Annotated in this window: 13 protein-coding genes and 1 tRNA gene; 10 read left to right on the top strand and 4 right to left on the bottom strand. The window is 69.9% G+C overall.

What is annotated here, in order from left to right:
* Window positions 1-128: 128 nt before the first annotated feature.
* Window positions 129-1118, top strand: coding sequence for a TIGR03557 family F420-dependent LLM class oxidoreductase (locus L8M95_RS14735; RefSeq protein ID WP_260486840.1), 990 nt, complete (start codon window positions 129-131; stop codon window positions 1116-1118).
* Between the two features lie 11 nt (window positions 1119-1129).
* On the opposite strand, the gene L8M95_RS14730 is transcribed toward L8M95_RS14735, so the two are convergent.
* Window positions 1130-1202: transfer RNA gene (locus L8M95_RS14730), tRNA-Arg, on the bottom strand.
* Between the two features lie 108 nt (window positions 1203-1310).
* On the opposite strand from L8M95_RS14730, the gene L8M95_RS14725 reads away from it, so the two are divergent.
* From L8M95_RS14725 to L8M95_RS14690, 8 genes are all read left to right on the top strand, one after another.
* Window positions 1311-3341 carry a cytochrome c oxidase assembly protein gene (locus tag L8M95_RS14725; protein WP_260486839.1) on the top strand — a complete coding sequence of 677 codons (2031 nt, stop codon included), beginning with the start codon at window positions 1311-1313 and terminating at the stop codon, window positions 3339-3341.
* A 169-nt stretch (window positions 3342-3510) separates the two neighbouring features.
* Window positions 3511-4032 carry a single-stranded DNA-binding protein gene (locus L8M95_RS14720; protein ID WP_260486838.1) on the top strand — a complete coding sequence of 174 codons (522 nt, stop codon included), beginning with the start codon at window positions 3511-3513 and terminating at the stop codon, window positions 4030-4032.
* Between the two features lie 125 nt (window positions 4033-4157).
* Window positions 4158-5831 carry an energy-dependent translational throttle protein EttA gene (gene ettA / locus L8M95_RS14715; protein ID WP_260486837.1) on the top strand — a complete coding sequence of 558 codons (1674 nt, stop codon included), beginning with the start codon at window positions 4158-4160 and terminating at the stop codon, window positions 5829-5831.
* A 6-nt stretch (window positions 5832-5837) separates the two neighbouring features.
* Window positions 5838-6320: a thioesterase family protein gene (locus tag L8M95_RS14710; RefSeq protein ID WP_260486836.1), complete on the top strand. Its 483-nt coding sequence runs from the start codon at window positions 5838-5840 to the stop codon at window positions 6318-6320.
* Window positions 6317-6778, top strand: a complete 462-nt coding sequence (locus L8M95_RS14705; protein WP_260486835.1) for a thioesterase family protein — start codon at window positions 6317-6319, stop codon at window positions 6776-6778. Before L8M95_RS14710 ends, L8M95_RS14705 begins: the two co-directional genes overlap by 4 nt.
* Window positions 6775-7260, top strand: coding sequence for a thioesterase family protein (locus L8M95_RS14700; protein ID WP_260486834.1), 486 nt, complete (start codon window positions 6775-6777; stop codon window positions 7258-7260). Before L8M95_RS14705 ends, L8M95_RS14700 begins: the two co-directional genes overlap by 4 nt.
* Before the next feature lie 23 nt (window positions 7261-7283).
* The gene (locus L8M95_RS14695) at window positions 7284-7940 is read left to right on the top strand and encodes a hypothetical protein (RefSeq protein ID WP_260486833.1); all 657 of its coding nucleotides are present in this window, start codon (window positions 7284-7286) and stop codon (window positions 7938-7940) included.
* On the top strand, window positions 7937-9187 hold the full coding sequence (locus L8M95_RS14690; RefSeq protein WP_260486832.1) for a site-specific DNA-methyltransferase: 1251 nt from the start codon (window positions 7937-7939) through the stop codon (window positions 9185-9187). The genes L8M95_RS14695 and L8M95_RS14690 overlap by 4 nt, the downstream gene beginning before the upstream one ends.
* Here L8M95_RS14690 and L8M95_RS14685 read toward each other — a convergent pair.
* The 3 genes from L8M95_RS14685 to L8M95_RS14675 are packed head-to-tail and all read right to left on the bottom strand — an operon-like array spanning window position 9184 to window position 11923.
* Window positions 9184-9927 carry an SDR family NAD(P)-dependent oxidoreductase gene (locus L8M95_RS14685; protein WP_260489272.1) on the bottom strand — a complete coding sequence of 248 codons (744 nt, stop codon included), beginning with the start codon at window positions 9925-9927 and terminating at the stop codon, window positions 9184-9186. The genes L8M95_RS14690 and L8M95_RS14685 overlap by 4 nt on opposite strands.
* 11 nt (window positions 9928-9938) lie before the next feature.
* Window positions 9939-11492, bottom strand: a complete 1554-nt coding sequence (locus tag L8M95_RS14680) for a glycoside hydrolase family 13 protein (protein WP_260489271.1) — start codon at window positions 11490-11492, stop codon at window positions 9939-9941.
* A gap of 35 nt (window positions 11493-11527) precedes the next feature.
* The gene (locus L8M95_RS14675; RefSeq protein WP_260486831.1) at window positions 11528-11923 is read right to left on the bottom strand and encodes a globin; all 396 of its coding nucleotides are present in this window, start codon (window positions 11921-11923) and stop codon (window positions 11528-11530) included.
* Between the two features lie 350 nt (window positions 11924-12273).
* Between L8M95_RS14675 and L8M95_RS14670 the strand changes: the two genes are divergently transcribed.
* Window positions 12274-12885, top strand: coding sequence for an HNH endonuclease (locus L8M95_RS14670; protein WP_260486830.1), 612 nt, complete (start codon window positions 12274-12276; stop codon window positions 12883-12885).
* The last annotated feature ends 8 nt before the right edge of the window (window positions 12886-12893 follow it).

The raw sequence follows: 12893 nt of genomic DNA, 5'->3' as shown, positions 1-12893 counted from the left end.
CCCTCGACGGTGCCGCGCCCCGCGCCGGGCGGCAACCGATTGCCGGTGTGGCGTCGGGCACGCGGGCCCGCGTGCCCGACGCTCGGACCGGTGGCGTCGCGGCCCGGCCGCGCGCACGATCGGTAGGCATGACGCGCTTCGGATACACCCTCATGACCGAACAGTCCGGACCCAAGGAGCTCGTGCGCTACGCCGCCAAGGCCGAACAGGCGGGCTTCGACTTCGAGGTGGCCTCGGACCATTATTTCCCATGGCTGAGTTCGCAGGGGCACGCTCCGTACGTGTGGAGCGTGCTCGGGGCGGTCGCGCACGTCACCGAACGGGTCGACCTGTGCACCTATGTCACCTGCCCGATCCTGCGGTACCACCCGGCGGTGGTGGCGCAGAAGGCCGCGACGATGCAGATCATGTCCGACGGTCGGTTCATGCTCGGCATCGGCGCGGGGGAGAACCTCAACGAACACGTGGTGGGGCAGCGCTGGCCGTCGGTCGACGAGCGCCACGAGATGACCGTCGAGGCGCTCGAGATCATCCGCGACCTGTTCGACGGCGGGCTCGTCACCTACTCCGGCGAACACTTCCGCGTGGACTCCGCCCGCCTGTGGGACCTGCCCGAGAAGCGCGTCCCGATCGGCGTGGCCGCCGGCGGCGAGAAGGCCCTGGCGCACCTGGGGCCGCTGGGCGACCACCTCATCGCCACCGAGCCCGAGAGCAGCTACATCGAGGAGTGGAACGGGCTCGAGGGGCAGACCCGGATCGGTGACGGCGCCCGCGCGATCGCGCAGATCCCCATCAGCTGGGACCCCGACTCGGAGTCGGCCGCCGTCGAACGCGCGCACGACCAGTTCCGGTGGTTCGCTGGCGGGTGGGCCATGAACTCCGACCTGCCCACCACCGCCGGGTTCGCCGCCGCCACCCAGTTCGTCCGGACCGAGGACGTGGGGGAGCAGTTGGCGTGCGGGCCCGATCTCGACGCGATCGTGGAAAAGGTCCGGCCCTACTGGGAGGCCGGGTACACCGACATCGCGCTGATCCAGATCGGCGACTCCACCCTCGACCGGTTCCTCGAGGAGGCCGCCGAGCCGCTGCTGGCGCGGCTGCGCGAAGCCGCGGGCTGACCGCGCTGCGGCGCCCCCGAGAGGATTCGAACCCCTGACCAGCCGGGTAGAAACCGGATGCTCTATCCACTGAGCTACGGAGGCCTGCGACGCCCGCGTGCGGCGTCGCCGGGAGAATGGTAGCCGATCCGGGGGGTGCGTCCGACAGTGGCGAATCGGCCCGGGGGCGTCGGAGTTCCTACGATGGAGCCCATGACGTCGTCGAAGACCGCCCCCGCCACCGCCGGGCGGTTCGGAGCCCGCAACATCGTGGCCCTGGTGCTACTCCTCGCGGCGGTCGCGGCCGCGGTGGTCATCCCGCTCTCGGCCATGTCCGCCGATGTCGCGCTCGAGCTGGTGGGTGTGCCCGACCCCGGCGCGCTCACCACGTCCGGCCTGCCGGCGCTCCGGTCGATCGGCGAACTCCTCGCCTCCGTCGCGGTGGGTGCAGCGCTGTTCGCGGCGTTCTTCACCCCGCCGCAGAAGGACAAGACCCTCGACGTCGACGGCTACCGGATGCAGCAGATCTCATCGTGGGCGAATATCGCCTGGGCGGTCGCCGCGGCGTTGCTCATCCCGCTGACCCTGTCGGACGTCTCCGGTCGAACCTTCTTCCAGACCCTGCCGCCGGACCAGTGGCTGGTCGCGATCAACCAGATCGACGTCGCGTCCTCGTGGCGCTGGGCCGCGGTCATCGCCCTGGTCGCCGGCATCGGGCAGCGGCTGACGCTGAGCTGGCGCTGGTCTGTCATCTGGCTGGCAGTCTCGGTGATGTCGCTGCTGCCGGTGGCGGCCACGGGCCACGCGTCGGGGAACACGGCCCATGACATCGCCACCAACTCGCTGATCATCCATCTGTTCGGTGCGGCGTTCTACGTGGGCGGACTCGTCGCGCTCATCGTCCACACCTGGCGAGGCGGCTCCCGAGTCGCACTGGCCCTGCGTCGCTACTCGGTGGTGGCGACGGTCGCGATCGTCGCGCTCGGCCTCACGGGCGTGATCAACGCGCTGGTCCGCCTGCACCCGGGCGACCTGCTCACCTCGACCTACGGGCTGCTGGTGGTGTCCAAGGCGCTCGTACTGTGCCTGCTGGCGATGTTCGGCCTGGCGATCCGCCGTCGGATCATCGCCACGATCGAGTCGACGGGGGCCAACGCTCCGGTCGACCGGCCCACGCTGCTGCGGATCATCGTGGTGGAAGCCGTGGTCATGGCCGGCACGCTGGGCCTGTCGGTCTCGCTCGGCCGCACCCCGCCGCCCGCGCCCCTGTACGTCCCCACGCGGCAGGAGGCGCTGCTGGGCTTCGAGTTGCCCGGCCCGTTCTCGTTCGGCACGGTGTTCGGGACCTGGCGGTTCGACCTGGTCCTCGGCCTGGCCGCGGTGGTCCTCCTGGGCCTGTACGTCTGGGGCATCCTGCGCCTGCTCCGCCGCGGCGATTCGTGGCCCGCGAGCCGTACCGCCTTCTGGGTGTCGGGTTGCGTGATCCTCTTCTTCACCACCAGCTCCGGCATGGGGATGTACATGATGGCCGACTTCGCGAGCCACATGGTGGGCCACATGCTCATCTCGATGTTGGTGCCCGTCCTGTTGGCCCTCGGCGGCCCGTTCACTCTGGCGCTGCGCGCGCTCCCGGCCGCCGGCCGCGGCAACCCGCCCGGTCCACGCGAGTGGCTGGTCGAGTTCATCAACAACCCGCTCTCGCACTTCCTCACCCACCCGATCGTGGCGTCGGTCCAGTTCGTTGCAGGTTTCTACCTCATCTACTTCGGCGGCTTCTATCAGATGTTGGCCTCGGAGCACCTGGGCCACATGTTCATGAACGTGCACTTCCTCATCAGTGGCTACCTCTTCTACTGGGTGATCATCGGCGTGGACGCCGCGCCGCGGCACTTCTCGCCGATGTACAAGCTCATGGTGCTGTTGAGTTCGCTGCCCTTCCACGCGTTCTTCGGCATCCTCCTGATGAACACCAAGACCGTGCTGGCGGAGTCGTGGTACTCGGGCATCGGCCTGCCGTGGATCCCGGATCTGCTGCAGAGTCAGCAGGTCGGCGGCGGTGTCGCGTGGGCGGCGGGGGAGGTCCCCCTGGTGATCGTCATGCTGGCCCTGGCATGGCAGTGGTACCAGAGCGACATGCGCGAGGCGCGGCGCGGGGAACGGCAGGCCGACCGCGACGACGACGCCGAGCTCAAGGCCTACAACGAGATGCTCCGGGAGATGTCCCGCACCGACCGCCGGCACTGAGACCGCGAACCTCGTCGTCGTCACGACCGACCGTTCTCCACACCCCGTTCCCCCTCCACAGGGCCGCCGCCGCGGGCGGTGGGAACACGGGGTGACGACGACGAGGTGGGGCACGCTGAGGGTCACGAGGCCGATGCACGGTCGGCCGAACGTGACAGGAGTCCAGCCCATGAACGAGACCCACACGACAGTCCGCGGCACGGTGATCACCGACCCCACCACTCGACGGGTGGGCGACGACCAGGTGTTCACCTTCCGGGTGGCGAGCAACAGCCGCTACCAGGACCGGCTCACGGGGGAGTGGAAGACCGGCGGCACACTGTACTTCTCGGCCAACTGCTGGGGCAGGCTGGGGCAACGGGCGTCCGGTGCGCTCTGCAAGGGCGACGGCGTGATCCTCCACGGCCGGCTGCTCACCAACGAGTACGAGCGTGACGGCCGCATCATGCGTGACCTGGAGATGCGGGTCAGCGCGGTGGGGCCCGATCTGTCCCGGATGGACGTCACCGTGCGCCGCGCCAGGACGGACGCGCCCGTCGACGGCACTGGCGCCGGCGCCGACGGCGACGAGGGCGAACCGCAGGGCGTGGCCGAGGACCCGGACGCCATGGCGATCGGGTCGCTGGACGTCGACGCGCCGGAGCCCGACCCGAGCGGGGCGGACGAGTTCGTGGGGGCGGCCGGCGCCTGAAGCGGCAGGGGGTGGGGCCGGCGTCCGCTGCGGACGCCGGGGCCGCGGGTGGACACGTAACATGGGGGTCGTGCCCGCGGCCCACCCGCGGCGATGTGAACTATTTGCGCAGGTGAGAGGGTAGAATGGCCGAGTTTATCTATACGATGAAGAAGGTACGCAAGGCGCACGGGGACAAGGTGATCCTCGACGACGTCACGATGTCCTTCTACCCCGGTGCGAAGATCGGCGTCGTGGGCCCCAACGGCGCCGGCAAGTCCTCCATCCTCAAGATCATGGCCGGGATCGACCAGCCCTCCAACGGCGAGGCGTTCCTCGACCCCGAGGCCAGCGTCGGCATCCTGTTGCAGGAGCCGGAGCTCGACCAGTCCAAGACCGTCAAGGAGAACGTCGAGGACGGTCTCGGCGAGACGATGGTGCAGCTGCGTCGGTACAACGAGGTCGCCGAGGAGATGGCGACCAACTACACCGACGAGCTCATGGAGGAGATGGGTCAGCTGCAGGAGCAGCTCGACGCCGTCGACGCCTGGGACGTGGACTCCCAAATCGAGCAGGCCATGGACGCACTGCGCTGCCCGCCGGGCGATTCGCCGGTGACCAACCTGTCCGGTGGCGAGATGCGCCGCGTGGCGCTGTGCAAGCTGCTGCTGAGCAAGCCCGACCTGCTGCTGCTCGACGAGCCCACCAACCACCTGGACGCCGAGTCCGTCCTCTGGCTGGAGCAGCACCTGGCCGCCTACCCCGGCGCCGTCCTGGCCGTCACACACGACCGGTACTTCCTCGACCACGTCGCACAGTGGATCTGTGAGGTCGACCGCGGCCAGCTGCACCCCTACGAGGGCAACTACTCCACCTACCTGGAGAAGAAGGCGGAGCGGCTCGAGGTCCAGGGCAAGAAGGACCAGAAGCTGCAGAAGCGGCTCAAGGCGGAACTCGAGTGGGTCCGCTCCGGCGCCAAGGCCCGGCAGACCAAGTCGAAGGCTCGTCTGGCGAAGTACGAGGAGATGGCAGCGGAGGCCGAGAAGCACCGCAAGCTCGACTTCGAGGAGATCCAGATCCCGACGCCGCCGCGCCTCGGCAACGTGGTGGTGGAGGTCGACGGCCTGCACAAGGGCTTCGACGACCGGATCCTCATCAAGGACCTCAGCTTCACCCTGCCCCGCAACGGCATCGTCGGTGTGATCGGCCCCAACGGTGTCGGTAAGACGACCCTGTTCAAGACCATCGTCGGGCTCGAGGAGCCGGACTCCGGCACCGTCAAGGTCGGCGACACCGTCAAGTTGAGCTACGTCGACCAGAACCGCGCCAATATCGACCCGGAGAAGTCGGTGTGGGAGGTCGTCTCCGAGGGCAACGACTTCATCGAGGTCGGCCAGAACGAGATGCCGTCGCGGGCCTACGTCAGCGCCTTCGGTTTCAAGGGACCGGACCAGCAGAAGAAGTCCGGTGTCCTGTCCGGTGGTGAGCGCAACCGCCTCAACCTGGCCCTGACCCTCAAGGTCGGCGGCAACCTGATCCTCCTGGATGAGCCCACCAACGACCTCGACACCGAGACGCTGGGCAGCCTGGAGAACGCGCTCGAGGACTTCCCGGGTTGCGCCGTGGTCATCTCGCACGACCGCTGGTTCCTGGACCGGACCTGTACCCACATCCTCGCCTGGGAGGGCAACGTCGCCGAGGGGCAGTGGTACTGGTTCGAGGGCAACTTCGAGGGCTACGAGAAGAACAAGGTCGAGCGTCTCGGACCCGACGCGGCGCGCCCGCACCGGGTCACCCACCGCAAGCTCACCAGGGACTGACCGCACATGGCCACACCGACCACCCAGAGCGCGGGCACCCCGGCCGCGGGCGCCACGACCGTCACCGAGTCGGCGGGAGCCGTGCACCGGGTGCGGATCCCGCTGCGGATCTCCGACTTCGTGGGCATGCACGTCAACAACGTGCGGTTCCAGGAGTTCTCCCAGGACGCCCGGCTGATGTGGTTCCGCGAGAAGTTCGGGGTGCCGGGCTCGCGGGTGCCGATCGCACTGGCGCGGTGGATGGAGATCGACTTCCGCCGCACCATCGCCATGGGTGTGGCCGAGGTGTGGGTGGACGTGCAGGTCCTGCGGGTGGGTCGTACCTCGTTCACCATGCGGACCTCGATCGGCTCCGAGTCGACCGGCGCCGAACCGTGCGCGGTGGTCGACACGGTGATGGTCGTGACGGCGGATGACGAGACCACGACACTGGAGATCACCCCCGAGGAGCGAGCCGCGCTGCTGGGGGACCGGGAGGAGGCGGGATGAGTTCACTTCACGACGCGACGGACGCCGACACGTTCCGTTGCACTCTGCAGGTGCGGTGGGCGGACTTCGACCAGTACGGGCACGTCAACAACGTCAAGTACATCGAATACGCCCAGGAGGCGCGGATCCTGTTCATCCGCAGCCGCTTCGGCCCGTTCGGACTGGGTAACCTGCCGCAGGTGGTGCGGCGGGTGGAGATCGACCATCTGCGGCCGGTCCTGCGTGACTCGACCACCGTCGAGGTCGAGATCGAGGTCGAGCACGTCGGTACGACGTCGTACCAGATCCGCCAGACCATCCTGGATGCGGCGGGCGAGATCTGCTGCGCGCTGCGGGTGGTCATGGTGGCCTACGACACCTCCACCTCGACGGCTGTGGAGATCCCGTCCGGGGTGCGCCACGTACTCGAGGCGGCGCAGCAGCGGGCGGCCATCACCGACCAGGGGCCCGCCACGTGACCGAACAGCTCGTCCTGGAGGCCGGGGGGCCGCTCGGGGTGTCGGGGGAGCCGGGTCGTCGGGTGTTCACCTCGGCGATGCCGGTCCGGTGGTCGGACCAGGACCTCTACCACCACGTCAACCACGCCCGGATGATCACGCTCATCGAGGAGGCGCGGATCCCGTGGCTCTTCTCCGAGGGCACGCCCACCGCGACGCTCACCGCCGGAGCGGTGATGACCGACCTCTCGGTGAAGTACCGCGGCCAGGTCAAGCACGCCGACGGTCCCGTCCGCATTCGGATGTGGTGCGAGAAGGTGGGTGGCGCGATGTTCGTGGCCCGCCACGAGGTCCGCGGCCGCACCACCCCGGACTCGGCGCCGCCGGCCGTGGACTGCGCGGCCACCATCGCCGCGTTCGACCTGACCACCCAACGCCCCCGGCGCTTCTCCCGCGCCGAGCGCGACTACCTGCTGGAGTTCCGGCACGAGGACCCGGCGTGATCGGACCGGGGTCTGATACCGGGATGATCCGTGTGCCCGACCCCGCCGACCGCGACGACCTGCGCACCCTGCTCCGCCGCATTCTCCGCCTGGACGAGGCCGCCGTCGTGCGATTGACCTCCGGGGGAGACGGCCGGATGCGCGTCTGGGCCCGAACCCCCTTCGGGGCGCTGGTCGTCCGCGTGCTCGGGGGAACGTGCCCCGGTGGCGACGTCGTGGCCGGGGCGGACCACCTCCTCACCGAGCTCGACGTCCTGCCGCGCGGGGACGGCGAGGGGCTGATCGACCCCGGGATGCCGCTCCTGTCCGCCTGGCAGGGACTGCTGCCGCCCACCGACGGGTTCCAGCGCGTCGAGGACGTACCGGCGCAGGTCCTGCTCGACCTCACGCGGTCGGGACGGGAGGCCGCGCGGGAGAACGCCGGCCCCGCGGGTCTGCCACCGTCCCTGCTCGACCAGGTCGCGCTCACGGTCCGGGCGGACACGTCCCACCCCGTCGGGGTGGACATGCGCACGGTGTTCTCGGTGGTGATGTGCGGTTTCGTGCCGGAGAAGGCCGGCCGCGCCCCGGAGGGTGAGCCGGTCCGGGTGAGCGAACGCGGCGCCTGGATCCGACTGGACGCCCGCTACGGCACGGTGTTCCGCCGGACCGATTCCCTGACCCTCGAACCGCTGCGGTGACCTCTCCCGACTTCTCGATCTCCTGGCCCGGGCGGGGTGGCGCCGGGTCCTCGGGCGCGGACGGGCCGGTTCCCCGGGTCGCCGCACTGTTCGCGCGCCGCGCGGACGTCGCCCACGAGCCCGATCGAACCGTCGTTCCCGGCGGAGCAGGCGGCACGAACCCCGTCGACGGGGCCGTGCTGGTCGGCGACGGCGCACGCATCGCCGACGCCCACGACGCCCTCGCGGAACACGGCCTCGCACCGTCCGGCACCGCGCAGCTGGTCTATCTCGACCCGCCGTACAACCGCGGGGGCCGGTTCGACGGGTATCACGACAACATGCCGCGTCACGAGTGGCTCGACTACATCGAGACCCGGCTCGCCGTGGCCCGTGACCTGCTCGCGGAGACGGGAACCGTGTGGGTGCACCTCGACGACGCCGAAGCCCACCGCGTGCGCTGCCTGCTCGACGAGATCTTCGGCGCCGAGGCGTTCATCGCGGACCTCACGGTGGAGAGCAATCCCAAGGGGCGACAGCTGGACCGCTTCTTCGCGGGCTCCCACGACCGCCTGATGGTGTACGCCCGCGACCCCGAGCAGGTGCGGTTGGCCGGGGGGGTCGCCTCGGCGGTCGACCCGGCGGACTTCCCGCACCGCGGCATGGACGGTGTCAGCTTCCGGCTCCTGCCCCTGCGTAACACCAACAAGCGCTTCAACCCGCGGACCACACCCACCATGACGTATGCGCTCTACGGCGACCCGGACACCGGCGAGGTGTCGGTGGACGCGATTCCCGGTCTGCAGGAGATCCTCCCGGTGTTCGGCGATCTCACCCCGGCGGTGTGGCGGTGGTCGCGCGAGAGGGCGAGGGAGCGCGTCGGCGACCTGGTGTGCCGCACGGTGAAGGGCCGTTCGGGTCCCCGGGTGGACATCTACCAGCGGGACCGGTTCGAGGCCGGGCGGATCAAGAAGCTCAAGACTATCTGGCTGTCCCAGGAGGTCGGGTCGACCGACACCGCTCGCGCCGAACTGCGGGCGGCCGGGGTCGACGGATTCCGCACCCCCAAACCGGAGGCCCTGATGCGGCGGATCGTCGAGCTGGCCACCGAGCCCGGCGAGCTGGTCGTGGACCTGTTCGCCGGGTCCGGGACCACGGCGGTCGCGGCCGGTGCGCTGGGCCGGCGCTGGGTGGTGGTCGAACGCAACCCCGAGACGGTCCGCGACGTGCTGGTGCCGAGGTTGCGTGTCGGCTCCGGCGACGGTTAGCGGAGCATGAGCCCGCCGCCGTCGACCATCATCGTCTGCCCGGTCATGTAGGACGCGTCGTCACTGGCGAGGAAGACCGCGACCCGGCCGATGTCCGACTCCGGGTCGCCGAAGCGGCGCATCGGGGTGCCGGCCAGCAATTTCTTCTCGATCCCCGGGTTCGCTTCGATGTAGGCCTCCACGCCCTCGGTGAGCGCGAGGGGGGAGATGACGTTGACGTTGATCCCGTCGCGCGCCCACTCGTTGGCGGCCACCCGGCTGATGGCTCGGATCGCCTCCTTCGCCGCGGCGTAGGACGCCTGGGTGGGGCTGCCGTCGATACCGGCGCCGGAGGCGAAGTTGATGACCGATCCGTCCCGCTCCGCCAGACGGGGGTGAGCGGCCTTCATCAGCCAGAAGGTGGGGTAGAAGCCGGTGCCGAAGGACAGGTTCATCATGTCGCCGGTGGTCTCGAGCAGCGGGGCCTGGCGGGAAGCGTGGGCGTTGTTGACCAGGATGTCCAGGTGTCCGAACGCCTCGACGGCGGCCGCGACGATCATGGCGGCGTTGGCCTCGACCGAGATGTCGCAGTGGAGGTAGCGCACCTTCCCGCCGAGTTCGGCCGCCAGCGCGTCCCCGGCCTCGTCGTTGATGTCCACCACGAGGACGTTGGCGCCCTCCTTGACGAACGCACGGGTGATGCCGCGGCCGATCCCGCCGGCGCCGCCGGTGATGATCGAGGTCTTGTCGTTCAGTCGCACGTCGAAGCCCTTCAGGAGTCCTGCAGCCACACGGAGGTGTCCGGTGGCAGATCCCTCCCGTCGAGCGGGCCGGAGGCGAGAAGGACCTCGCCGTGAGGCAGAGGCACCGACCGAGGGGATGTGTTGATCATGCATAGGACCCCGCCGCCCTCGCGCCGAAACGCCTGACACTCGTCAAGTTCGCTCTCCCAGACGATCGCCGCCGTGTCCGCGGACGGCCATGAACGCCTCATCCCGATCGCCGCCCGGTACAGCGACAACACGGAGTCGGGGTCCTCCTGCTGGGCGGCGACCGTGAGGTGGGGCCACCCCTCCGGCATCGGAAGCCAGGTGTCGGCTGCCGTCGAGAACCCGTACGGAGGTCGGTCGCCCTCCCATGGAATGGGCACCCGGCAGTGGTCACGGCCCACCTCGGCGTGGCCGGTGCGTTCCCAGGTGGGGTCGGTGAGCCGGTCGTGGGGGATCGCGAAGTCGCTGGGCAGTCCGAGCTCGGCACCGTTGTAGACGAACGCGATCCCCGGCAGCGCGAGGGTCACCAGGAGCATGGCGCGGGCGCGGGCGGTGCCGACGGCGCCGTTGCCGTAGCGGGTCACCTCGCGGACGACGTCGTGGTTGGACAGGGCCCACGTGGGCGCCGCGCCCGAGACCCGCGCGGCCTCGAGCGTGGAGTTGATGGCCTCGCGGATCGCCGCAGCGTCGAATGGGGCGCCGGTGAGGGCGAAGTGGAAGGCGAAGTGCAGCTCGTCGGGTCGGAGGTAGCGGGCGAACCGCTCGATCGGCCCCACCCACACCTCGCCGAAGGTGGCCGCGCCCGGATAGTCGTCGAGAACTCGCCGGATCCGTCGGTGGATGTCGTGGACGCCCGGCCGGTCCCAGCGTGCATCGCGGGGGTCGACGATGAGCTGGGCGATCTCCACATCGTCGGGCAGGTCGGCGAGGTCGTCGGGTTTGGCGAGTCCGTGGGCCACATCGATCCGGAAGCCGTCCACTCCCAGGTCGAGCCAGAACCGCAGGGTCCGCTCGAGATCGTCGGCGACCTCGGGATTCGTCCAGTCCAGGTCCGGCTGTTCGGGGGCGAACAGGTGGAGGTACCACTGGCCGGGCGTGCCGTCGGGCTCGGTGACCCGGGTCCAGGCGGGACCGCCGAACACCGACGGCCAGTTGTTCGGAGGTTCGGAACCGTCGTCGCCGCGGCCGTCCCGGAACAGGTAGCGCGCGCGTTCCGGGCTGCCCGGCCCGGCGGCGACCGCGGCGGGGAACCAGGGGTGCTCGACGCTGGTGTGGTTGGGCACCAGGTCCATGATGAGCACCTTGCCGACGGCGTGGAGCCGCTCGAGAAGCTCGCGCAGGGTGTCGACGTCGCCGAAGAGCGGGTCGACATCCCGCGGGTCGGACACGTCGTACCCGTGGTCGGCGCCGGGCGAGCGCATGATCGGGGAGAACCACACCCCGTCGACGCCCAAGTCGTCCAGATGGTCGAGGCGGTCGATCACGCCACGCAGGTCACCGACGCCGTCGCCGTCGGAGTCGGCGAACGACCGCGGGTAGATCTGGTAGAGGATCATGTCCTCCCACGGGCGCGCCGCGTCGGAGGGAGGTCTCACCCGATCTCCGCGGTGTTGACCATCATCGCGGCGGCGCGGGTGAGGTAGTCGATCAGGGCCGCCCGGTGCTCGTCGTCCAGGGTCTCGCCGTCGATCGTGTCGACCGCGGCCAGCATGTGGGTGAGCCAGGCGTCGTGGGCGGCGCGGTCGACGACGTACGGGTTGTGCCGCATCCGCAGCCGCGGGTGCCCGCGCTGCTCGGAGTACGTGGTGGGCCCTCCCCAGTACTGCTCGAGGAACATCCGCAGGCGGTCCTCGGCCGGCCCCAGGTCCGCCTCCGGGTACATCGGGCGCAGCACGGGGTCGTCCGCCACCCGGCGGTAGAACTCGTGGACGATCTTCCGGAACGTCTCCGCTCCACCGATCTCGTCATAGAAAGTGCTGCTGCTCATGCCTTCCATCATGCCTGTGCGGGTGCCTGCGGGGTCTCCGGGTAGGAGGTGCCGCCAACCCCGACTGTTCCGTCGCCTCGGTTGCCTGCGTTCCTCCGCAGCCGCGCGCTCCAGAGTCATACGGACGCGATATATCCCGGCCGGATGACTCTGGAGCGCGCGGATGGATCGGCGGCGGGACCCCGGATCCGCCCGCCTGACGGGCCGAATCGGCCGGGTTGGTCACCTTCTGCTATGCGTTAGCCGCACGAAGTGTTCATCGAAGGTGCATCATCGTGGCAGGCGAGGTTCACGACGAGCCCGGACGCGGCTGATGCACTGGGCTCGGGGCAGACGAGCGGAGACCGACCATGGGCGCTGCAGTGCGCGAGAACACGGAGTACCGACAACGGGGTTCACGAGCCCCCTCCCGGCTGGAGCCGGTCCCGGACCGGCATGTCCCGCTCGCGTCGGCCCCACGCGTCCTGCTGCTCAACGCCAGTTACGAGGCACTCACGGCGCTGCCCGCCCGTCGCGCGGTGGTGATGTTGATCGGCGGTAAGGCCGACGTGGTCCACGACCACCCGGTGGAGGTCCTCGTCCGCTCGGTGGACACCGCGATTCGCGTGCCGTCGGTGATCCGACTTCGCGAGTACGTCCGGATCCCGTACCGCTCGCAGGTCCCGATGACCCGCGCCGCGCTCATGCACCGCGACGGCCACCGGTGCGGATACTGCAGCGCCAGGGCCACGACCGTGGACCACGTCATCCCGCGCAGTCGCGGGGGAGCGCACGGTTGGGAGAACTGCGTGGCCTCCTGTGCCCCGTGTAACCACCGCAAGGCCGACAAGCTGCTCTCGGAGCTGGGGTGGGAGCTGCGGGTTCCCCTCGCCGCCCCGCGAGGCAGGACGTGGCGGCTGGTCTCCCAACTGCGCGAGATCGGCCCGCACTGGGAGGACTACCTCTACCTCGACGCCGCCTGAGGCGATCG

Origin of the sequence: Dietzia sp. B32, from assembly GCF_024732245.1 — a bacterium.
Classification (GTDB): domain Bacteria; phylum Actinomycetota; class Actinomycetes; order Mycobacteriales; family Mycobacteriaceae; genus Dietzia.
Note: the sequence above shows the minus strand (reverse complement) of the source record. Positions and strands in the feature narration are given on the sequence as shown.

Excerpts from the sequence above, each read along its gene's own strand:
- L8M95_RS14710 (WP_260486836.1), top strand. The coding sequence starts at position 5,838 with ATGGCCACACCGACCACCCAGAGCGCGGGCACCCCGGCCGCGGGCGCC.
- L8M95_RS14695 (WP_260486833.1), top strand. The coding sequence starts at position 7,284 with ATGATCCGTGTGCCCGACCCCGCCGACCGCGACGACCTGCGCACCCTG.
- ettA (WP_260486837.1), top strand. The coding sequence starts at position 4,158 with ATGGCCGAGTTTATCTATACGATGAAGAAGGTACGCAAGGCGCACGGG.
- L8M95_RS14680 (WP_260489271.1), bottom strand. The coding sequence starts at position 11,492 with ATGATCCTCTACCAGATCTACCCGCGGTCGTTCGCCGACTCCGACGGC.
- L8M95_RS14675 (WP_260486831.1), bottom strand. The coding sequence starts at position 11,923 with ATGAGCAGCAGCACTTTCTATGACGAGATCGGTGGAGCGGAGACGTTC.
- L8M95_RS14725 (WP_260486839.1), top strand. The coding sequence starts at position 1,311 with ATGACGTCGTCGAAGACCGCCCCCGCCACCGCCGGGCGGTTCGGAGCC.
- L8M95_RS14670 (WP_260486830.1), top strand. The coding sequence starts at position 12,274 with ATGGGCGCTGCAGTGCGCGAGAACACGGAGTACCGACAACGGGGTTCA.
- L8M95_RS14720 (WP_260486838.1), top strand. The coding sequence starts at position 3,511 with ATGAACGAGACCCACACGACAGTCCGCGGCACGGTGATCACCGACCCC.
- L8M95_RS14735 (WP_260486840.1), top strand. The coding sequence starts at position 129 with ATGACGCGCTTCGGATACACCCTCATGACCGAACAGTCCGGACCCAAG.
- L8M95_RS14705 (WP_260486835.1), top strand. The coding sequence starts at position 6,317 with ATGAGTTCACTTCACGACGCGACGGACGCCGACACGTTCCGTTGCACT.